A 20,217-nucleotide genomic window follows, 5' to 3' on the forward strand; every position below is an offset into this window, starting at 1 on the left:
CGGTGGGCAACGTGGTCGACCCGATCAACCTGATCGACACGCTCGGCGTCGACCAGGTGCGCTATTTCCTGCTGCGCGAGGTCCCGTTCGGCCAGGACGGCAGCTTCAACGAGGACGCCATCGTCACCCGGATCAACTCCGACCTGGCCAACGAGCTCGGCAACCTGGCGCAGCGGTCGTTGTCGATGATCGCCAAGAACCTCGACGGGGTCGTTCCCGAACCCGGCGAGCTGATCGCCGCCGACACCGAATTGCTCGCGACGGCCGACGGTTTGTTGGAACGCGTCCGGGCCAATTTCGACGCGCAGGCGATGCACCTGGCCCTGGAAGCGATCTGGCTGATGCTCGGCGAGGCCAACAGGTACTTCTCGGCGCAGCAACCCTGGGTGTTGCGCAAGAGCGAGTCCGAGGCCGATCAGGCGCGGTTCCGCACCGTCTTGTACGTCACCTGCGAGGCGGTGCGCATCGCCGCGCTGCTGGTGCAGCCCGTCATGCCCGACTCGGCCGGCAAGCTGCTGGATCTGCTCGGGCAGGCGCAAGACCAACGAGCGTTCGCCGCGATCGGCACGCGCCTGGCGCCCGGCACGGCGCTGCCCGCTCCGACCGGGGTGTTCCCCCGCTACCAGGTCGAGTGAGCGGACCGCTCAACGCCGCGTGACCAGCGGTCGAAGACCCGGACAATTCGGTTGAAGAGCAAGCGAGTTCGGCGCCACGGCCAATTCATCGGGAACGCTTTGGACAAATGTGTCCAACATAACTTCTGGCATAGACCATAATCTTCGGTGTGGAACGACGCCAGAACAGGCAACAGAGCCAATCGCCGATGACGACCTTGAAGGAGCTGCCCGCACTGGTTGTGCTGGAGCGGATCCCGGTTCCGGTGCTGGCGATCGGAGACGACGGCAGTATCTTGTTCGCCAACACCGCATTTGCCGACATGATGGGTTACGAGCCGGAAGAGACCCTGTCGCTGCGATTCGAACAGATCTTCCATCAGGCCCCCGCCTCGGATTCGCTGTTGGCGACGGTGCACGCGCTGGCGAACATGGTCGTCGAACTGGCGCACAAGGACGGCTCGGTGGTGCGCGCGATGATGAGCAAGTCCGCCGTACGACGGGTGGACGATCAGTTCGCCCTCGCGGCGTTCCAGGATCTGACCGAACAGCTCTGGGAAGAGGCGCGCTAGCGCCGCTGACCCTTAGCGGCGGCCGGCCGCGCCGGGCTTGTGCCGCCGCCGCGGCAGGCCGCCGCAGACCGTGAGCCGGAAATGGTCGAACGTGGCGTTGCCGCCGACCGCCAGCCGCGGCAAAGCCAGCGGGTCGCAGCCGCGATCGGCGAATCCCGGTGTGGTGGACAGCGCCCAGCGCACCCCGCGGCGGCGCAAGACATCCTTGGCCCGGTCATCGAAATCCTGCGGCCGGCCATTAGGGTAGGCGAAAACCCTTGGCGTTGAGCCGGTCTCACGTTCGATCGCCACACAGGAATCGGTGATCTCCCGTTCGACCTTGTCGTCGCCACACCGGGCAAGGATGGGGTGGGTCACCGTGTGCGGATACAGCCTCACCAGCGGGTCACCGGCCATGTCCCGCACCTGCTCCCAGGTGAGCATCCGGAACGGGCCGGCGTCCCCGTCGTCGCGGTACCCGAGCGCGGCCAGGACCTCATCCAGCACGGCGACGCGTTCGGTGTCGCCGAGGTTCTTCAGCGCCTCCACCGCGGCCGCGTAGACCCGGCCGCGCCTGGCGTCGCCGTCGAGCGAACGCGTCCCCAATTTCAGTGCGGCCAAGTCGACTTCGGCCACCGCGGTGCGGGCGATCGCCAGCCACAGCCGGTCGGGCCACAATGTTTCGCCGGTGCCGATCGGACCCGTCGCCAGGAACACCGACGCGGGCAGGTTCAACTCGCGCAGCACCGGCAGAGCGTGGGTCGCGAGGTTGCCGGTGCCGTCGTCGAACGTGATCGCCACCGCGAGTGGCGGCAGCGTCCCGTCGGCAAGGGCCGCCAGGGCCTCCTCGAGCGCGAGGACGTTGAAGTGCTTGCGCAGGTACTCCAATTGGCGGCGGTACATCGCCACCCCGCCGACATGCCAGCAGGGCGGCGACAGCGGCGCGTCTTCCACGCCGTGGAACATCACGATGGCGAGCGCGTCGCGATGTCGTCGCCGGGTGAGTGCCGGGACACCGGCGGCGCACAGCGCTGCGGCCGCGATGTTCCTGACGGCGGGGCGGATCTCGATGTCCCTGATTCGCGCCATCAAGGGCCAAACGCTATCGGCGCCGCCATGATTCGCGCCTGACCCGCCACAGGATCACCCCGGCGCCGACGATGGCCACCGCCACCCAGCCCGCACCGAACCAGTACAGCCAGTCGAGGTTGGAATGACTCGCCGATCCCCCGGCCGAGGCGCCGGCGGCCAGCGGCGGGTGATCGACGGTCACCGGGTCTTGCCCGGGCACCGACACCACCGCGACACCCTTGAGCCGCTGCCAGTGCTTGTTGTTGTCGCTCTTGAGCCACCTGATCAGCTCGTCGAGCTGCCCGGGCGCGCCGTTGGACGTCGCGATCAGCAGCGACCGCCCGTGGTTGAAAACCGTTTGCAGAGAAGCGAACCGCAGCACCGGGTCCAGTGTGAGCTTGGCCGGCTTGTCACCGGGGCCGACGGCGCTGACGGTGATCGGGCCGCTGGGCCCCGCGGCCACCGGCAGCGCCACCTCGGACTGGTTCCACCCGTCGGCGGAAATCAGCAGTGCGGGATCGGAGGAGTCGATCGCCTGTTTGATACCGGTGACAGTGGTGTCGATCGGTATCGAGCTGATTCGCTGCAGGCCCACCACGATGTCGAGCGCGCGCACGGTGTCGACGAACGAGTGCTCGGCGATGCCGACCTGGACGCGGGGCATCAGGGTTTGGGGCATCGACTGAAAACCGTCGGGCACCGGCGGCGCGGCGGGGCTGCTCTCAACCGTGCTGTCGCCGTTGATGTTCAGCGTGAGCAGCTGATTTCCCGGTCCGGCGGTGTAGAAGTCGCCGCAGTGTCCGACATTGCTCGCCACGTCGAGTACCAACTCGAGGTTGGTGTAGCGCTGCAGCAGCCGGTCGGGCACGTCGATCCAGCGGTCGATGGTGCCGTGGCCGTCGGTGGGCCAGTGGTCGATGGTTTCCGGGCCGATCGTCACCGCGATCTGGCCGACGCCGTTGTTCGACGTCGGGGTGTAGGACCCCTGCAGATGCACCCGCACCGAGTGGATGGATCGGCCAAACCTGGTCTGGTCCACTCCGATCGACACCCGCGGTTGCAGTGAGGTCGAGTTGGCGAAGGGCTGTCCGAGCTCGCGCAGCGAGGCGGTATTGCCGGGCAGTTGCACCTTGGGCTTCGGCGAATCCACCGTGGCCTTGGCGGACAGGGCCAGCTCCGACACGTCGCTGAACAACGCGGCCGTGTCCGAGTCGTCGGCTCGGTTCAACGGCCCCGACATCAACAGCCACGGCACACCGGAGGAGCCTTGCAGCGAAAGCCCGTTATCCGGACCCTCTTTGACGACGATCTGGCGCTCCAGCGATTGCGGCGGGGCCGGGGGCGCGGCCTGGCCTTCCTGCAGGGGGATCACCACGATGTCGGGAACCTGCTTGCCGTAGTGCGCGGCGGCGGAGGCGGCGAGCTGAATTGCCGTGTCGGACTCCGCCGTCGAGGGCGACTGCGGCAGATAGATGCTCAGCTTCCGCAGCACCGGCGGCAGGAAATGGGCCACGGTGGTCGGCGGCAATTCGGCCCCGGTGTAGGTGACGGTTCCGTTGGTCAGCCGCAGGGGGCTTTCCTGATACAGGCAGTATCCGTCCACCGGAACCAGGTATGCGTGCACGGTGACCGTCAGCCAATTGTCGTTGACTTCCGCGCCCGCCAACGGGATCGCGATCGGTGTCTGGTCGGCGGTGGGCAGGTTCAGCCTGGCAAGGGTGCGCTCCCCCTGCGTCACGGTGATCATCCCCGACCGCAGATTGATCGGCAGCTCGACCGTCGTATTCAAAGCGGCCGGCGTCAGGCCGTGCAGCACCGGCACGGTCAGCTGCTGGCTGCTCGTCAGCCCCCAGAATTCCAGGGTGGAGGCGGACCCGACGTCGAGCAGCGACAGGGTCGTCGTCGAGTCCGTCGACGGGGCCGGGTCGGCCGGCGCAGCCCATGATGCCGGAGCGCTCATCAGCAAGAATCCGACGACACCGGCCAGCGCAATTACTCGACCGAGAGATTTCCGGTATATCACCGGAACAGTATGCATTGTTGAAAGCGCTTCAACCCCAATAACGGAATCGCCGTCGTGGCGACCGCGAAAAGGTATCTCGCAACGCCTCTTCGAGATCCCGCGGCGCCTCGGCACCGGCTATGGGCGAAATCTAATCGGTTTGCGATTCCGCGGTGGCGTCGTCGCGGGACGCCCTGGCCGCGGCATGACGCATTTCTTCGCGCCGGAGGAATTGCCGGAAGTAGGGCAGCGATGCCTCGGAGACGACACCGGGAAGCAGCAGGTTCCAGATCTGATGCAGGCGCTCGGTGGGGTCGCCGACGATGTTGCCGATCCTGCCGTGGCTGGATATCGCGTTGGCTACCAACCGCGCCCCGAAGATGGTGCCGATGACCGACGCGCTGAGCACGTCGGGGTCGATTTCGTTGCGGAGGTCTCCCTCTTTGATCGCCCGCCGAGCCTCTTGCGCCGTCTCCAGCATCAAGTTGGCGTAGAACCGCGAGGCCGCGGCGTTGAATCCGCTTAACGCCGTGGCCAATTGCGCGGCCGCGCGGGCCATTTTGTCCGAGCTCAGCACCTCCACGATCGTGAACGTGCCGTGCAGCAGGTTCTCCAGCCCGGGCGACGACGATCCGCAGACATTGCGGAAAGCGCTGAGAAGGGTGTCGGAGCCTTCCTCGATGATGTTCGACGCCAACGATTCTTTCGAATCGAAATGGTGATAGAGGGCGCCCTTGGTCATTCCGGTCCGCTCGATGATGGTGCTCCAACCGGCGGCGGCATACCCGACGTCACTGAACACTTCGATGGCGGAGTCGAGGATCTTCCGGCGGGTGGCTTCAGAGCGAACTTGGCGCGCCATGGTGCACGCACCTCCGGGATCTCATCGGATGCGCAGAGCGCTCATCTGGTTTCACATTGCCCGCAAGACGGCTCACAGTATCAGTCGTTACAACGATCCGACCGTGCAAACTGCCCGCGCCGTTACTGGTCGTCGGCATCCGCTGAACTGGTGGTGATGGCGAGCGCCGCACGCCGCCTGAGGAATTGGCGGAAGTATTCCGTGCGGTCCGCTTGCAGAATCCCGGTCAGCAGCAAAGACCAGCACTTCTCCAGGTCGCGCAGGAACCGCTCGGGGTCGTCCAGGTCGCTGGTTTTGCGCAGCCCCATGTGCAGCGAAACCATCAGGCGGCCGATGTCCTGCGGGTCGCACTCGTCGTTGATATCGCCCTCGGCCTTGGCCTGCTCGGCGACCCTGCCCAGGGCTTTGATCCACTGATCGAACAACTTCGCCTGCAGCCCGTCCGAGAGGCCGACCGACTCCATCAGATTCAGTCCCGACCTGACGGCATCGGTCTTGATGTCCTTGATGGCGATCAGATACGAGAAGTCGATCAGGGTCTCGAGGCCCGAGAGGCCGCGCGTCATCAGTTCTTGCACGGCGACGGCGCCGGCTTCGGTCTGGCTGTCGATGATCGCGACGGCCAGGGCGTGCTTCGACTTGAAGTGGAAGTACATGGCGCCCTTGGTCAGCTCGGCCTCGGCGAGGATGTCGTCGAGACCGACGTCGTGGTAGGGGCGCCGGGCGAACTGGTGGGATGCGGCCCGCAGGATCTGTTGCCGGGTCGCGTCCGCTCGTCCGTCAGTCGAATGGGTCGTCATAACACTCGCGAGCTCAGGTACCCCGCGGCGCGGGTTGGGCGCCGCCGTTTCGGCCGAGGCCGACGCCGCGGGCCGTTTCGCCCGCCGTTACGTCGTCGAACGCCTTGCTCATGCAGGGCACAACTACCTCGGTTCTTCAGGGGTGGGAGCGAACACGCACCCGTGTCGCTCAAGACATGTAGCCCACTCCAGAGGTTAGCAGTCATACGGCTGTCCCGTTTGACGCGTGCGTAAATACCTGAGGTCTAGATCACACGCTATTGTCAAACCATTGGTATGTTTTGTACGCTATTGTCAGATCGTCAGTTTGGTAACGGCCTAAACATCGTCTCGACCGTCTGCACCGCATAAGGGGAAGCACATGTCGTTCGTCACGGCGAACCGCTGGTCACAGGCCTCAACCGGCCCACGGACCACGGCTGACCAGCGGATTGTCGACGCACCGACGATCGCCTCCACCTCTCCCGCCGCCGGCGCCGCGTCGGCCCGGCAGCCCGTCACGGTCTGAAATGATCGATTTCGGAGCGCTTCCGCCGGAGATCAACTCCATCCGGATGTACACCGGACCCGGCCCGCTTTCGCTGATCGCCGCCGCGGTGGCCTGGGACGGCCTGGCCGCCGAATTGCATGCCGCATCGAGTTGCTACCGCACGGTTATCGCGGGCCTGACCACCCAGCGCTGGATGGGCCCGTCGTCGCTGGCGATGGCCTCCGCGTTCGCACCGTACATGGCGTGGACGGCCGGGGCCGCCGCCCGGGCAGCGGAATCGGCCGGTCAGGCGCGGCTCGCCGTGGAGGTCTACGAAGCCGCCTTCGTGGCGACGGTCCCCCCGCCGGCGGTCGCGGCCAACCGGGCGCAGCTCGCGATGCTGGTCGCGACCAACTTCTTCGGCCAGAACGCGGCGGCGATCGCGGCCACCGAGGCCGAGTACGGCGAAATGTGGGCGCAGGACGCCGCGGCGATGTACGAGTACGCCGCGGGCTCCGCGGCCGCGTGCTCGGTGACCCAGTTCAACCCGGCGCCCAAGATGACCAACGAGAGCGGGATGGCCGAGCAGGCCGCGACGGTCGGGCGGGTCACCGCGCAAACCGAGCAGGCAAACCTCGCCCAGGTGGTGTCGAAGGTGCCCACCACGCTGCACCAGCTTTCCTCGCCGATGAAGTCCAGCGTCTCCATGCTGACCGACACCGGCAGCGACGTCGGCACCACCCTCGGAACCACCGGGAGCACGGCGACCGACTCGTCGATCATGACGGGCCTCGCGTCGGGCATACCCGGCGCCATTCCCAGCGCGTTCTCGGCGGCGGCCACCCCGCTGTATGGGATGTCCTCCATCCTCGGCATGGCCCAAACCGCACAGGGCTTGGCGAATGCCGCCAGCAGCGGGGCCGCGGCCGCGGTGTCGGGGGCAGCCAGCGCGGCGAGCTCCGGCGCGGGCGCGCTCGGATCGCTCGGCTCGGGTGTCTTCGGCAGCCTCGGCAGCGCCGCGTCGCTGGGCCCGCTGGCCGTGCCGGCGAGCTGGACGAGCGTGATCCCGGCCGCCAACAGCGCCGTCTCCGCGCTGCCCGCCATCAACCTCGCCGGCGCGAACGTGCCCCCCAGCGTCATGGGGTCGTTGCCGCGCCTGGCGGCCGCGACGGGCAAATCGCTCGGACCCCGATACGGCGTTATCCCGACCGTGATGACCCGCCCGCCGGCCGCCGGATACGCGTAAACCCACGCATGAGCGCAACGGTTTTCCAGGCCCGGTAGTCAAGAAGGAGCGGTAAGTGAAATACACGCCCACCAAGGTCGCCGGGGTGACAATCATCGATTTAGAAATCCACCGTGACCATCGCGGGTTCTCCTCACGGACGTTCTGCGCCAGGGACTTCACCAATCACGGGCTGAATTTCGATGTCTCGCAGACGAATATCGTCTTCAACTACACCCGGGGCACCGTGCGTGGGCTGTACCGTCAGGTGCCGCCACACGCCGAGGCCAAGCTCGTCCGCTGCACGCGCGGCGCCATCGCCGCCGTCGCGGTCGACGTCCGTCCCGACTCGCTGACCTATGGCGACCACGTGATGGTCGACTTGAGCGCCGACGACCACCGGACGCTGTACCTGCCGCCCTATGTTGCGCACGGCTTCCAGACTCAGGTCGACGACACCGAGGTCAGCTACCAGGTCAGCGGGGACTACGCGATGACCGACGAGCAGGGGATCCGTTGGGATGACCCCGAATTCGGCATCTCGTGGCCCATTCCGGTCACGGTCATCTCGGAGCAGGACGCGAGCTGGCCCGCACGCAAACCCAGATTGGTTCCAGTGGAACAGGTGGCGACATGCATCAGTCGGTAATGATTCGCAACACCGTGGACATCATGCCCAGCCGCCGACCGGTTAAACCCTGGCCCGCGGACACGACCGCGGTGCGCCGCGGCGACACCAACGGCTCCCCGGCAACCGCCGCTCCGGCGTCCTCGGCCGGCGGCAACGCGTTGCGGCGCTGGCAGGATCAGTACTCGCAGTACCTGCGGATCAGCGACTCGGTGATCGTCTGCGCGTCGGTGCTGTTGGCTCAGTATGTCCGGTTCGGGGAGATCGCGAACACCTCGGGTTACTCGGACCCGACGATGACGCTGTTCTCCTTCCTCTTCGCGGCACTGTGGCTGTCGGCCCTCGCGGTGTTCCAGACGCGCTCGAGCCGGATCATCGGGGCGGGCATCGAGGAGTACCGGCGGATCGGCACGGCATCCTTCTGGACATTCGGGATCATCGCGATGGTCACGCTGCTTGCCAAGGTCGATCTGGCCCGCGGCTATCTGGCCATCGCGCTGCCCGTCGGGACGCTGGCGTTGTTGGGAAGCCGCAGCGGGTGGCGCAAGCACGTCAACCGCAAGCGGGCCGACGGCCATTGCCAGACCCGGGTTTTGGCGATCGGCGACCGCCAGGCGGTGACCCACCTCGCGCACGAACTGGCCCGCAATCCGCTGGCCGGCTGCATCGTGGTCGGTGTCTGCATCCCCGGTTATGGTCCGGGCCGCGGCAACACGCTGACCATCGGCGGCCGGGAAATCCCGATCCTGGGCGACCAGACCCATGCGGCCACCGCTATCGCCAGCTGCGGCGCGGACACAGTGGCGCTGACGCAGACGGATCACTTTGGGATGCACGGGATCCGAGAGCTGATGTGGCAGCTCGAGACGATGGACGTCGACCTGGTGGTGTCCCCCGGTGTGATGGACGTGACCGCGGCGCGCCTGACGCTGCGCCTCACCGCGGGCCTGCCCCTGCTGCACGTCGACAAGCCGCAATACGAAGGGGCACACCGCTTTCAGAAGCAGGCCTTCGACTTCCTGTTCTCGCTGGCGGCGCTGGTCGCCACCGCGCCCATTCTCATCGCTGCTGCCATCGCCATCAAGCTGACCAGCAGGGGGCCCGTCTTCTACCCGTCGGAACGCATCGGCGTCGACGGAAAGCCCTTCACGATGCTGAAGTTCCGCACCATGACCGACGGGGCGGACACCCAGCTCGAGCAACTGCTGTCACTCAACGAGGGCGCCGGCGGCATGCTGTTCAAGATGCGCGACGACCCCCGGGTCACTCCCATCGGCAAGATCCTTCGCCGCTACAGCATCGACGAGCTGCCCCAGTTCATCAACGTCCTCAAAGGCGACATGAGCGTCGTCGGGCCGCGGCCTCCGTTGCGGCGCGAGGTCGACAACTACGAAAACGACGTGAAGCGCCGGTTGCTGGTCAAGCCCGGAGTCAGCGGACTGTGGCAAGTGAGCGGCCGTTCGGACCTTTCCTGGGAAGAGTCGGTGCGGCTGGATCAGTCCTACGTCGACAACTGGTCGATGTCAGGCGATCTGGTGATTATCGCCAAGACGGTGAAAGCGGTACTCACAAGCCACGGAGCCTACTAGGCTCGCGAGCCATGACCGAGCCGACGGCAGCCGATGCGTTGGTGCCGTCGGTGCCGCTCACCCGGATGGCGCACGCGTTCTCGATCCAGTTGATCTGCCGCGCTCTGGGCATGCTGGCCTCGGTGGTCTCGGTGGCCATGACCGCTCGCTATCTGGGGCCCGGGCGTTACGGCCAACTCTCCATCGCGGTGCTTTTCATCGCCATGTGGACCAGCCTGGCCGATCTCGGCATCGCAACGGTGATCGTGCGCCGGGTGACCTCCGGCCGCGGCGATCTGGAGCGCCTGGTGCGCATCAACAGCGGCCTGGCCCTGATCTATTGCGTGCCACTGGCGGTGCTGGCCGCCGTCTCCGGATTGCTCATCTATCACGACCCCGAGGTGCGAGTGATGCTCGTCGTGCTCTCGGGAGCGTTGCTGATGCAGACCATGGTGACCCGTTTCGAGCCGGTATTTCTTGCCACCGTCCGATTCTCGGCGGTGGCCATCTCCGACGTCGCCGCCCGAACGGGCACGCTGGCCATGGTCGCCTGCCTGGTTGCGATGCGGTCGGACGTCATCTGGTTCGCCGTCGCGCAGCTGATCCCGCCCGCCGTGCAGCTGCTGATCCAGGGCGCCGCGGCGACGCGGCACATCTCGGTACGCCCGATCTTCGCACCGCGGGAGGCGGCCGACCTGTTACGGGAAAGCCTGCCGCTGATCGGTTTCCTGGTGGTCGGCCTGCTGTACTGCCGCGCCGACGGCGTGATCCTGTCCTTGCTGAGCACGCATTCCGAAGTCGGGGTGTACGGGCTGGCCTTCACGGTCGCGTTCAACACCATCGTGGTCTCGCTGATCTTTCACAAGTCGACGCTGTCGACGGCCACCGAGCTGTTTTCGCGTGACGTCGCCGCCTTCGCGGGATTTCTGCGCCGCAGCGTGGAGCTGATGTGTTTTGTGGCGGTACCCGTGGCCACCGTCGGGGCGCTGCTGTCCGGACCGCTGATCGCGTTCTTCGGCGACAAAGCGTTCGTCGAGCGCGGCACGCCGACGCTGGCGCTGCTGTTCGTCGCGGCGGCCCTGCGTTTCGTCGGCGGCACCCTTGGCCAGGGACTGGTCGCCAGTCATCATCAGCGGATCCTGTTCTGGTTGACGATGGCCACCCTGGTGGTCAACGTCGCACTCAACCTCAGCCTTGCGGGGCGGTACGGTGCGGTCGGGCCGGGCGTCGCGCTGGTGTGCACGGAGTTCTTCAACATGATGGTCAGCACCTGGTGGTTGCGCCGTCACTGCGGCTACCGCACGCCGGTGCTGTTCGTGCTGCGGTTGCTGATCCCGACGGCAGCGAGTGTGGCTGTGGCGCTGCTACTTTCGGGGCATCACGTCGTCGTGGTCCTGCTCGCCGCCGCCGCGGCCTACCTGGCCACCAGCGCCGTCGCCGGCCCGCTCGGCTGGTCGAGCCTGACCTCCCTGCGCCGCAATCAGCTGGCGGCATGAAACGCACAACGGATCGGGCGTATCTGAAGCGCCCGGTCGGCGAGCCGACCGACCTGTCCACCGTCCGCTCGCTGGCGGTGCTCATCGCGCACCGTCGCAGCCACGAGTCGCTACAGCGCTGCCTGGCCAGTGTCGCCGAGCAGCTGACCGCGGTGGCGGTCTACGTCTACCACAGCAGCGACGAGGAACTTCCCGGACGAGCCGAGCTGGCCGCGGAATACCCTGCGGTGCAATGGGTGTCGAAACCGGGCAATGTCGGCTTCGCCGCGGCGTGCAACGCGCTGGTGGACCACGCACCCGCCGACGCCGACCTGTTGGTGCTCGATCCCGACGCCCGGCTGCTGGGCCCGCTCACCCGCACCCGGGAGTTACTTCGCGAGCCTCGGGTGGCGGCGGTTTCACCGATTGTGCGGGCCGCCGAAACCGGTTGGGCACCACGGGGCCTCGCAACGATACGGCCGAGACCCGTTGCGGGCGCGACCGTGCTGGCGATCAACCGCGCTGCCTGGAACGCCATCGGCGGTTTCGACGAGGAATTCTTCGGTTCCGGCGAGGCCGCCGACTGGCAGGCCCGAGCCCGCGCTGCGGGATGGCGCGTTCTGTCGGCCGACGAGCTCGGCACCGAACGCGCCACCGCGCCACCCGCTGACGGCGATGCGGGCCGCGATCAGGACCTGCGCCGAGCCAACACCGCGCTGCTGCTCGAGCACCAAAAGAATGTGCACCTCGCCGACGCGTATCTGGCCGGCGCCGCCCTGCTGGACCGGTTGCGGCGGCCACCGCGGGTCGCGCGTGGGGCCGCCCGAAGCCGCCGCACGCCGCTGCCGACGATCGTGATCACCACCAACCGCCTGGTCTACGGCGGGGCCGAGCGGCAAAAGGCGCTGCTGGCAACGGAATTGGTCCGTCGCGGCTTCCCGGTCACCATCGTCTGCGTTCAGCGGCTCGGCCCCCTGATCTCGGAGATTCCGGACGCCGTGCGCGTCGTGCGCCAACCCTGGTGGGCGCCGATGGTCGACGTCGCCGAGGGTCCGGCGGTGGTCGTCACCGGCGACACCAACACCGAGGTGGGCTTCGGTAGTTTGTGGCGCGCGGCCGGCCGAAAGCGGCGCTGGCTGGTTGCGCCGCACGTCCCCCCCGAGGAGGACCGGCCCATCTATTCGCGGCCGTTGACGGCGGCGATGCGGCGTGCCGACGGATTCATCGTGTTGGCGCAACGGCATTGGGACATGCTGGTCGCCCAGCATCGGCTGCGGGGGCGGCGATTCATCGCACCCAACGGTGTCGCGGACATCGGCGAGCCGAGGCCCCGGCAGCGACCTGGCGGCGAGCCGCTGCATTTGGTGATGCTGTCCCGCATCGTCGAACACAAGAACCCCCACCTGCTGATCGAGGCGCTGAGCGGGCTCGACGGGATGCCCTGGCGGTTATCCATTTTCGGCGACGGACCCGACCGGGAGAGGCTGCAGGCGGCCACCCCCGCCGGCCTGGGCGAGCGGGTGCAGTGGCGCGGCTGGTCGGCGGGGCCCGGCCCGGCCCTGGCCGACGCGGATCTGCTGTGCGTGCCGAGCCGCTCCGAGGCCTTCCCGGTGGTGATCCTCGAGGCGATGTCGCGAGCCATACCGGTTGCGGCGTCGGCGGTTTGCGCTGTCCCGGAGATGCTGGACTTCGGCCGGGCCGGATTCCTCGTCGAGCCCGTGTCGGTCTCGGGCTGGCGAGAACAGCTGTCCCGGATCCTGGCCGACCCGGGCGCGTTGCCGTCGGTGGGGCAACGTGGCTACGAGCGCATGCGCAAGCACTACACGGTCGAGGCGATGGCCGATGCCTACCTCGATGCGATCGGAGCCGTGCTGTGAATTCGCCCCGGGTGCTTTGGCTTTCACCGTGGACACGGCCCGCGGTGCGCGTGCAGGCCGAAGCGCTGCTGCGCCACGGCGCCGACGTGTTATTGGTGACCTCCGACCAGCACCCGGAGTCCGACGCCGCGCGCGATTACGAGTTGGTGCTCGACCCGCGATTCCGCAGGGGCGCAACGTGGCTCCCGACGCTGCGGGCCTGGCGCCGGATCCGCGAGTACCGGCCGGACGTGGTGATCGCCGAACTGGTCAGAGATCCCCGCTGGATCGCGCTGGCCGGACGGGTCCCACGCATCCAGGTGGTGCACGACGATCGGCCACACGATCCCGACGAACTGACGCCGGCCTACGAACGTGCGGTCTTCGACCGCTGGGGCGCCCGTTCGGCGGCCACCGTCACCTACAGCGATTACGTCGCGACCGCCGTCGCCGCGCGCCGCGACATCGCCGGCACGCCCGTGCATGTCGTGCCGCTGGCCAGCGACCTCGACCTGGACCGGCTGCCGGCGTTCGTCGGGCCGCAAGGGCGCCGCGATTTCGTGATGTTCGGCCGCCTCAACCCGTACAAGAACATCGACGTCGTGCTGCAGGCCTGGCAGCGACATGTGCTCGGGGGCGCCTGGCGCGGAGACGATCTGGTGCTCATCGGCGGCGGGTCACTCGAGGCGACCGCCCTGCCCAAACACGCGCGCTGGCGCAACGGCAGCTTCCGTTACGCCGACGTCATCCCGGCGCTGGCCGCCGCGAAGGGTTCGATCGCCCATTACCGGCGTGCTTCGCAAAGCGGCGTGCAAGTGCTCTCGATGCAATTGGGCGTGATGCCGATCGTGTCCACCGCCGGTGCCCTGCCCGAGTACCAGCCACCGGGTTGTCCCCCGGTCGGCATCGACGACGTGGCCGGGCTCGCCGCCGCATTCGACGCCCTGGCCGACCCCGACGTCGCCGCGGCGCAAGGGGCCGAGGCCGCACGCCATTACGCACTGCGGTGCTCGGTCGAGCTGGTCGCGGACCGCTTGCTGGAGGTTATCGCCGCGGTGACGACGGCCCGGCGGCGCTGACCTGAAACGCTCAGGCCAGTCCACGCCAGAACGTCTCGAGCCATCCGGTCAGCTCGCGGGCGCGGCCCAGCGCATCGGCGGGTGCCACCCGAGACCGCGTCGCCGCGATCGCCGCTGGAAGCTCCTCCATCTGCCGGACCACGGTGGCCAGGCCGCCCGCCTCCAGCTTCTCGGCGAACGGCAGCTGGTGCTCGTCGACGTGTTCACCGAGCCGCGAGCGACGGGGCACCACCACCGGATGCTTGCCCTGCTCGATGCACAGCAAGGCCGATCCGGCGCCGGCGTGGCTGATGGCCACCGATGCGGACCGGATCTGGTCACAAACGTCCCCGAAGGACAGGAAGCGTTCGAACTTCGCGTGGCGCGGTTCGTAGCGGCAGGTGCCGAGCTGCACGAAAAAGTCCTCCCCGGCCGTGCCCGCCCGGGCCAGCTCGTCGACCGCGCGGGCCAGCCGGTCGAACGGGTGCACCTCCATCCCCATGATCACGAAGATCACACGATCCTCCCGTGATATTCGGTGCGGGGAATGCGGTCGACCAACTCGGGCCACTGCACCAGAAACCGGGAGGCGAAAGGCTTTACCATCCGGGCGGTCAGGGACAGCTCGGTAATGCGGGTGATCGACTCGACGAAGACGGTGGGGATTCGCAGCAGCCAGGCCAGCCAGAGGAACGGGGCGGCCACGCCCGATCCGGTGGTCAGGATCATCGCGGGCCGGTGGCGGATCAGCAGCCGCAGCGCCAACACCAGATTGCGCAGCAGGTTGGGAACATTGCGGACGGTGGGGTGCGCCGCCCAGTAGATCTCCGTCTCGTCGCGCAGCAGGTACCGGGCGTCGGCGGTGGGAAAACTCACCCAGAACCGATCCTTGTCCTGCCAGAACTCCCGCAGGCAGAACATTTCGTAGATGTGCCCGCCGGAGGACGCGATGAGGAGCAGGCGGCCCATGTCCTCCCTCATCTCAGGCGCTCGCGACCAAACTCGGCCGCACGACAAGAGCTTTCGCTCCCGCCCTCACCGCACGAGGCGCGGTGGCAGCTCAATGGTAATGAACCCGGCCTCGCCTCAATCGCGTTCTGGCATATAGCAACGAAACTCGGCCGGCACCGGGTGGATGTACGCCGCCGACGGGCGGCGGGCGACGAGATCGACGAGATCGCCGAAATCGGCAACCCACCGATGCTAACGTCATCATCGTTGCGTTGAGCGCCCCTAGAGCAGGCGATCTCACTGCGTACGAGGACAGGGATGCCCGTATGTCTTGATAGGCGTCGGCGCAGCGATCGACTGCGCGGCGGCCGTGCTGCATCCGTGCACCGGGCGCCATCATCCGAGCAAAGTGGAACCCCTCCCGCCCCTGCGGCTCGACACCTTCGCCGCACACGTCGCCGCGGGACTCGAACGAAGAGTGAAAGGCGCACACGATGATTCGTACGGCCCTGGTCGGTCTCGGAAAGATGGGGCTGTCGCATCTCGCGGTCCTGCGCACGCATCCAGACCTGGACGTGGTGGGCATCTGTGATTCGGCCGGCTATGTGCGCGACGTCCTGTCCAAATACACCGGCCTGAACTGTTACGACGACTTCGACCGGATGCTGGCGGCGACCGACGCCGAAGCGGTCGTGGTCGCCGTCCCCTCCAGGCTGCACGCACCGATCGTCGAAAAGGCGCTAACGGCTGGGGCACACGTCTTCTGCGAGAAGCCGTTCGTGCTCGATGTCACGGATGGCGAGCGGCTGGTGACCCTGGCGGAGACGCGGGGGCTCGTCACCCAGGTGGGCTATCACTGCCGCTTCATCGGCTCCTTCCGGGAGGCGGCGCGGATCGTCGCCTCCGGCGCGCTGGGGCGCATCCACCATGTCCGCGCCGAAGCGTACGGTCCGGTGGTGCTCCGGGAAAAGGGCAGCACCTGGCGGGGCGTGAAGGCCGAGGGTGGCGGCGCCCTCTACGACTACGCCTGTCACGCCATCGATCTGATCAACTTCGTGGCCGGCGTGCCGCATTCGGTCGACGGGGTGGTCCGCCAGAGCGTGTTCTCGCGCGACGTCGACGACGAGGTCTACTGCACCATGCGCTATCCCGACGGCGCGACCGGGCAGCTGTGCGTGAACTGGAGTGACGAGAGCTTCCGCAAGATGTCGACGAAGGTCTCGGTGTGGGGAACCAACGGCCGCATCACCGCCGACCGCCAGGAGTGCCAGATCTACCTGCGTGAGGCGCACCCCCGGCTCCCCGAGTTCGGCAAGGGCTGGACCATCCGGTACACGACCGACCTCACCGAACAGGTGTGGTATTACCTTCGCGGCGAGGAGTATTCGGCGCAGATCGACTACTTCGCCAACAGCGTCAAACAGAACCGGGTGGACGGCGAGAACACGTTTCGCTCGGCGCTCGACGTCGATCGGGTGGTCGGCATGATCACCGGCAATCCGGCCTCCGTGGCGCAGCCGCAGGATGCGGTGAACGGATCCCCGCGCGGCGCCTTGCGGCGCGAGATCGTCGCGCGCATCAAGAGACTCGCCACCTCGAAGGCATCGTGACCATGGACCGCGTGCTTTTCGGAGACAACCAGTTCTTCGGTGTCAATCACATGTCCGAGGACAAGGCACGGGCACAGGCGATACGCTTCCAGCATCTGCCCGCCGTGCTCGCGACGCTGGACGACGCCTATCGGGAGGGCATCCGCACCTTCGTCTGCACCACCCACGATCGGGTCGGTGAGATCTGTGATCACTTCCGCGCCAACCGTACCGAATACCCCGACTACGTCTTCTACCCGTGCATGCCGTACGCGCACAAATACGCCAACGCCGTGACCGAATTCGGCATCGTTGAGGCGCTGCGGAAGTTCTTGCCCGACAACGGCGCCGTCAGATCGATGTTCAAGGGCGGCGTCGCGATCGCCAGCAAGGACGTCGAGCCCTTGATGCAACTCCTGGTCGATGCCGAGATGAAGATGTTCGCCGGACTGTCGACGCCCGTCATCTTCATCCAGAACGTGGTGACCGACCTGCTGCTCGGGCTCGGAATGGACGAGGCCTTCCGGCTGTTCTCCGACCACGTCAGGCTCAAGTACGACGCCGAGCCGGGCTTCATCACGATGAACCTGCCCAGGCTCCTCGATGCGCTCGACAGGCAGGGCATCGAAAACCCGATCGTGTGCGCCAATTTCAACAAGATCGGCTTCCGGATGTGCGGCGGTGTGGAGCTTTACGAGAAGACCGTCCGCGACCGCCGGTGCCGGCTGATCGCGATGTCCGTCCTCGCCTCGGGCGCGATCCCGCCGCGCGAGGCGATCGAGTACGTCTGTAGCCAGCCGCAGATCCGGTCGATCGTGTTCGGCGCGTCCAGCCGCGCCAACATCGCGCAGACGAAGTCCCTCATCGACGACATGTGGGCAACGGCGACGTGACCGCGCCGCGAGCGTCCGCAAGGCGCCGGGCAAGGCGGACGCCCAACGCGATCCCGACGAGTGTCGGATTGGCTTGACTGGACGTCGGCAGCACCGACGTGCTGGCCACGTGTAGGCCGCGGACGCCGTGCACCTGCAGTTGCGGGTCCACGACGCCGTCCTGCGGCGAATCCGACATCCTGGTGGTTCCCGCCTGGTGGAAGCCGGTCCGCTTCGCCATGTAGGCACGCACCGACGCCTCGACGTCGTCGGTCAGCCACTCCACGTAGCCCGCGCCGTGGCGACGTAGGTGCTCGTCGATCGCGACGATGGCCTTGCGCACGCTCTGGAAGTCGGCCTCGGAGAAGTGCATATGGGTGCGAATCCGCCTCATGCCCAGGGCATCTCGCTCGTCAGTCAGCTCGACGCGACTTTCCCAGTGCGGAAGATGCTCGCCGTGGTACTGCAGCAGGTAGCGGTTGTCGGCGCTCTTGACGAAGAATCCCGGTGCCTTCCTGCCCTTGCGCAGGAACCGGGCGTAACAGAACTCGAACGCGAAGCGGATCGATCCGATCAGGTCTCGCACGATGTTGCGCAGGTGCGCGACGATGCGCGGCGGTCCGTCCGTCTTCGTGTGTGCCTCACGAATGGCGCCGGCGAGCAGGAACCGGCCGAGCGGCGAGATGAGGGTCAGATAAACCCCCGACAGAATGCCGCTTCCGTGGCCCGGATCGCTGATCGGCGGATTGACCAGCCAGACTGCGGCATTGGGCATTCCGGATTCACGCAGCAGGTGCGGGTCGAAGGTGAAGCGCCGGCGAACGTAGACACCGTCGTTGTCGCGTTCGTACCCATAGAGGATCTGGTCGGTGTTGAACTGCACACGCGCCACCCGGCTCTCGACGTGAGCCATGTACCACCGACCCAGGTGCCCGCCCGCATTTCCCAGCCCGCCGGGATGATGGCGGTCCGACGCCAGCAGCAGACGGGTGGCCTCCAAGCCGCCGGTCGCAACGATGTAGTCCGTCGCGACCACTGTGCCCTGCCGGCCGTCGAGCGTCTTGACCACCAGATGATCGACGCGGTCACCGGACGGCGGCGTCACGATTTCGGTGCAGGTGAGACCGGTCCACAACGTCAAACCGGGAGCGTCCCGCAGCGCGGTGCGGTATTCGCGACCGAAACGCGTTGGCAGGGCCCAGCGTTCGAGGTCCGTCGTGCGCACCCGGCCGTCGGGCAGTCCACCGATCATGTCGCGGTGCGCGATTTCGGGGATATCGCGCGCGTTGAAAGCCGCCCGGCCGCAGGCCGCCCAATCGCAGGCGCGTTGCAGATACTGCTCGACGTCGTCGTGCCCGATCGGCCAGGGCGCCTGCGCGGTAAGGGGCCGATCCGCGAAATCAATGGGGTCGAACTTGACACAGCGCCCGCCCCACAGCGCCGAGGTCCCTCCGACCTGCCGGCGGACCGTGAGTTCGCTGCGCGAATGGAAGTAGTCGTCCTGGCGCGAATCGAAGCTCGACAATTCCTGCGCCGCCCGGTCCATGCGCTCGAGGCCACTTTCGATGAGCGTCACCTGCACGCCCGCCGCCGCCAGCTCGAGCGCGGTCGCGATGCCGATCGGGCCGGCCCCGACGATCGCCACGTCGGTCTCGATGGCGATGCCGGGCGCGAAGTGGGCCACGCCGCGGATCACGCGGCCGCCCCCGCACGAAACTCCTTGACCAGAGCCAGGAATCGCGACACGGTCTGCGCGTCCGGCGGCGACGAGACGGCCGTCGCCGCCTCGGCGACGCGGCGGGGCCTGGTGCTGCTGTAGAGAATCGCCGGGCACCCGGTTGCGGCCGCGGCCGATCCGAGGATCAGCGTCGAAAGCGTGCCGGGAGCCAGCGGATCGGTCTGCAGGGCTTCGCGCCAGCGTCCCGCCAAATCCGGGTCGGCCCGCAACGCTGCCGTGAGTTGTCGGTACGGCGCGCTCAGGACGCCGAAGGCGAGGTCGGCGGATCGCGGCGCCGGGTTGAGCAGGTCGCTGCGCAGCTGGCTCACCCCGTCGGGGGCGAAGGTCCGGGCAAAGTCCGTGTCGAGCCCCTCGTCCTGCGAGACGCCCCAGGCGCGGATCTTGCCCTGCCGGCGGGCGCGTTCGAAGAATTCGCGGAGTTCGTCGCCGGCCACCGTGTCGCCGGGCCGCGGGGCGTGCACGAACAGGATGTCGACGTAGTCGACGCCGAGCGCCGCGAGGCTCTGGTCCAGGCTGCGCGCCGCGATGGCCGCGTCGTACACGCGGGCGGTCTGCGATGGCGCCTGGCGCCGCTTGACGGAGCGGCGCAGCGCGGGCGCCTTCCGGAGCAAAGCCCGTGCGGGACTTTGGAATCGGGCGAGGCGGCGCGCCGTGCCGCCCACGTCGATGCCGAACTTGGTCGCGATGGTCACGGTGTCGCGGTCGACCGTGCGCAGGAACGCTCCCAGCTCGGCCTCCGCCCTGCCCAGGCCGTACATCCGCGCGGTGTCGAAATGGGTGATGCCGGCGGCCAGCGCGCTGGCCAGCACGGCCATCCGCTGCTTCCGCGAGGGCGACTGCATCAACGAGCCGCATCCGAAACCGATTGCGCTGACCGCCAATTGCGGT

Annotated in this window: 18 protein-coding genes; 10 read left to right on the top strand and 8 right to left on the bottom strand. The window is 67.5% G+C overall.

The window, feature by feature from the left end:
• The coding region (locus A5646_RS14910; RefSeq protein ID WP_156765608.1) for a class I tRNA ligase family protein at positions 1-635 on the top strand (635 nt) is incomplete at its 5' end.
• A gap of 188 nt (positions 636-823) precedes the next feature.
• A complete protein-coding gene (locus A5646_RS14915; RefSeq protein ID WP_051445841.1) occupies positions 824-1,186 on the top strand; it encodes a PAS domain S-box protein in 363 nt (120 codons plus the stop codon).
• A 12-nt stretch (positions 1,187-1,198) separates the two neighbouring features.
• Here A5646_RS14915 and A5646_RS14920 read toward each other — a convergent pair whose 3' ends face one another.
• From A5646_RS14920 to A5646_RS14935, 4 genes are all read right to left on the bottom strand, one after another.
• Positions 1,199-2,245, bottom strand: a complete 1,047-nt coding sequence (locus tag A5646_RS14920) for a polysaccharide deacetylase family protein (protein WP_066882401.1) — start codon at positions 2,243-2,245, stop codon at positions 1,199-1,201.
• Between the two features lie 22 nt (positions 2,246-2,267).
• Positions 2,268-4,274, bottom strand: a complete 2,007-nt coding sequence (locus A5646_RS14925) for a hypothetical protein (RefSeq protein ID WP_066882391.1) — start codon at positions 4,272-4,274, stop codon at positions 2,268-2,270.
• Positions 4,275-4,389: 115 nt separating this feature from the next.
• Entirely contained in the window at positions 4,390-5,100 is a 711-nt protein-coding gene (locus tag A5646_RS14930; protein ID WP_066882389.1) for a TetR/AcrR family transcriptional regulator, read from the bottom strand.
• A 122-nt stretch (positions 5,101-5,222) separates the two neighbouring features.
• On the bottom strand, positions 5,223-5,900 hold the full coding sequence (locus A5646_RS14935) for a TetR/AcrR family transcriptional regulator (protein ID WP_066871829.1): 678 nt from the start codon (positions 5,898-5,900) through the stop codon (positions 5,223-5,225).
• Between the two features lie 509 nt (positions 5,901-6,409).
• Here A5646_RS14935 and A5646_RS14940 point away from each other — a divergent pair.
• Genes A5646_RS14940 through A5646_RS14965 form a run of 6 tightly spaced genes read left to right on the top strand, consistent with a single transcriptional unit; the run spans position 6,410 to position 14,200 of the window.
• The gene (locus tag A5646_RS14940; RefSeq protein WP_067022335.1) at positions 6,410-7,615 is read left to right on the top strand and encodes a PPE family protein; all 1,206 of its coding nucleotides are present in this window, start codon (positions 6,410-6,412) and stop codon (positions 7,613-7,615) included.
• 55 nt (positions 7,616-7,670) lie between these two features.
• Positions 7,671-8,243 carry a dTDP-4-dehydrorhamnose 3,5-epimerase family protein gene (locus tag A5646_RS14945; RefSeq protein WP_067022337.1) on the top strand — a complete coding sequence of 191 codons (573 nt, stop codon included), beginning with the start codon at positions 7,671-7,673 and terminating at the stop codon, positions 8,241-8,243.
• Positions 8,228-9,811, top strand: coding sequence for a sugar transferase (locus tag A5646_RS14950; RefSeq protein WP_066871838.1), 1,584 nt, complete (start codon positions 8,228-8,230; stop codon positions 9,809-9,811). The genes A5646_RS14945 and A5646_RS14950 overlap by 16 nt, the downstream gene beginning before the upstream one ends.
• Before the next feature lie 11 nt (positions 9,812-9,822).
• Positions 9,823-11,286, top strand: coding sequence for a flippase (locus A5646_RS14955; protein ID WP_066882382.1), 1,464 nt, complete (start codon positions 9,823-9,825; stop codon positions 11,284-11,286).
• Positions 11,283-13,142 carry a glycosyltransferase gene (locus A5646_RS14960; RefSeq protein WP_067022339.1) on the top strand — a complete coding sequence of 620 codons (1,860 nt, stop codon included), beginning with the start codon at positions 11,283-11,285 and terminating at the stop codon, positions 13,140-13,142. The genes A5646_RS14955 and A5646_RS14960 overlap by 4 nt, the downstream gene beginning before the upstream one ends.
• A gap of 11 nt (positions 13,143-13,153) precedes the next feature.
• Entirely contained in the window at positions 13,154-14,200 is a 1,047-nt protein-coding gene (locus A5646_RS14965; protein WP_067022361.1) for a glycosyltransferase, read from the top strand.
• Positions 14,201-14,210: 10 nt separating this feature from the next.
• Here the strand turns inward: A5646_RS14965 and A5646_RS14970 are convergent, their stop codons facing one another.
• Positions 14,211-14,696, bottom strand: a complete 486-nt coding sequence (locus A5646_RS14970) for a glycosyltransferase (protein ID WP_066882378.1) — start codon at positions 14,694-14,696, stop codon at positions 14,211-14,213.
• A complete protein-coding gene (locus A5646_RS14975; protein WP_066882376.1) occupies positions 14,693-15,148 on the bottom strand; it encodes a polysaccharide biosynthesis protein in 456 nt (151 codons plus the stop codon). The genes A5646_RS14970 and A5646_RS14975 overlap by 4 nt, the downstream gene beginning before the upstream one ends.
• Positions 15,149-15,624: 476 nt before the next feature.
• On the opposite strand from A5646_RS14975, the gene A5646_RS14980 reads away from it, so the two are divergent.
• Positions 15,625-16,740 carry a Gfo/Idh/MocA family protein gene (locus A5646_RS14980; protein ID WP_067022341.1) on the top strand — a complete coding sequence of 372 codons (1,116 nt, stop codon included), beginning with the start codon at positions 15,625-15,627 and terminating at the stop codon, positions 16,738-16,740.
• Positions 16,737-17,612 carry a hypothetical protein gene (locus A5646_RS14985; protein WP_067022343.1) on the top strand — a complete coding sequence of 292 codons (876 nt, stop codon included), beginning with the start codon at positions 16,737-16,739 and terminating at the stop codon, positions 17,610-17,612. The genes A5646_RS14980 and A5646_RS14985 overlap by 4 nt, the downstream gene beginning before the upstream one ends.
• Here A5646_RS14985 and A5646_RS14990 read toward each other — a convergent pair.
• Complete coding sequence (locus A5646_RS14990) at positions 17,581-19,287, bottom strand: FAD-dependent oxidoreductase (RefSeq protein ID WP_067022345.1); 1,707 nt, start codon at positions 19,285-19,287, stop codon at positions 17,581-17,583. The genes A5646_RS14985 and A5646_RS14990 overlap by 32 nt on opposite strands.
• Positions 19,284-20,210 carry an aldo/keto reductase gene (locus A5646_RS14995; RefSeq protein WP_067022363.1) on the bottom strand — a complete coding sequence of 309 codons (927 nt, stop codon included), beginning with the start codon at positions 20,208-20,210 and terminating at the stop codon, positions 19,284-19,286. Before A5646_RS14995 ends, A5646_RS14990 begins: the two co-directional genes overlap by 4 nt.
• Between the last annotated feature and the right edge of the window lie 7 nt (positions 20,211-20,217).

The sequence above is a fragment of the Mycobacterium sp. 1245499.0 genome (assembly GCF_001673615.1).
Lineage (GTDB): Bacteria > Actinomycetota > Actinomycetes > Mycobacteriales > Mycobacteriaceae > Mycobacterium > Mycobacterium europaeum_A.

What these genes read in the sequence shown, in the direction of transcription:
- A5646_RS14935 (WP_066871829.1), bottom strand. Translation starts at nt 5,900, where the DNA reads ATGACGACCCATTCGACTGACGGACGAGCGGACGCGACCCGGCAACAG.
- A5646_RS14930 (WP_066882389.1), bottom strand. Translation starts at nt 5,100, where the DNA reads ATGGCGCGCCAAGTTCGCTCTGAAGCCACCCGCCGGAAGATCCTCGAC.
- A5646_RS14975 (WP_066882376.1), bottom strand. Translation starts at nt 15,148, where the DNA reads ATGGGCCGCCTGCTCCTCATCGCGTCCTCCGGCGGGCACATCTACGAA.
- A5646_RS14960 (WP_067022339.1), top strand. Translation starts at nt 11,283, where the DNA reads ATGAAACGCACAACGGATCGGGCGTATCTGAAGCGCCCGGTCGGCGAG.
- A5646_RS14940 (WP_067022335.1), top strand. Translation starts at nt 6,410, where the DNA reads ATGATCGATTTCGGAGCGCTTCCGCCGGAGATCAACTCCATCCGGATG.
- A5646_RS14915 (WP_051445841.1), top strand. Translation starts at nt 824, where the DNA reads ATGACGACCTTGAAGGAGCTGCCCGCACTGGTTGTGCTGGAGCGGATC.
- A5646_RS14980 (WP_067022341.1), top strand. Translation starts at nt 15,625, where the DNA reads ATGATTCGTACGGCCCTGGTCGGTCTCGGAAAGATGGGGCTGTCGCAT.
- A5646_RS14950 (WP_066871838.1), top strand. Translation starts at nt 8,228, where the DNA reads ATGCATCAGTCGGTAATGATTCGCAACACCGTGGACATCATGCCCAGC.
- A5646_RS14955 (WP_066882382.1), top strand. Translation starts at nt 9,823, where the DNA reads ATGACCGAGCCGACGGCAGCCGATGCGTTGGTGCCGTCGGTGCCGCTC.
- A5646_RS14925 (WP_066882391.1), bottom strand. Translation starts at nt 4,274, where the DNA reads ATGCATACTGTTCCGGTGATATACCGGAAATCTCTCGGTCGAGTAATT.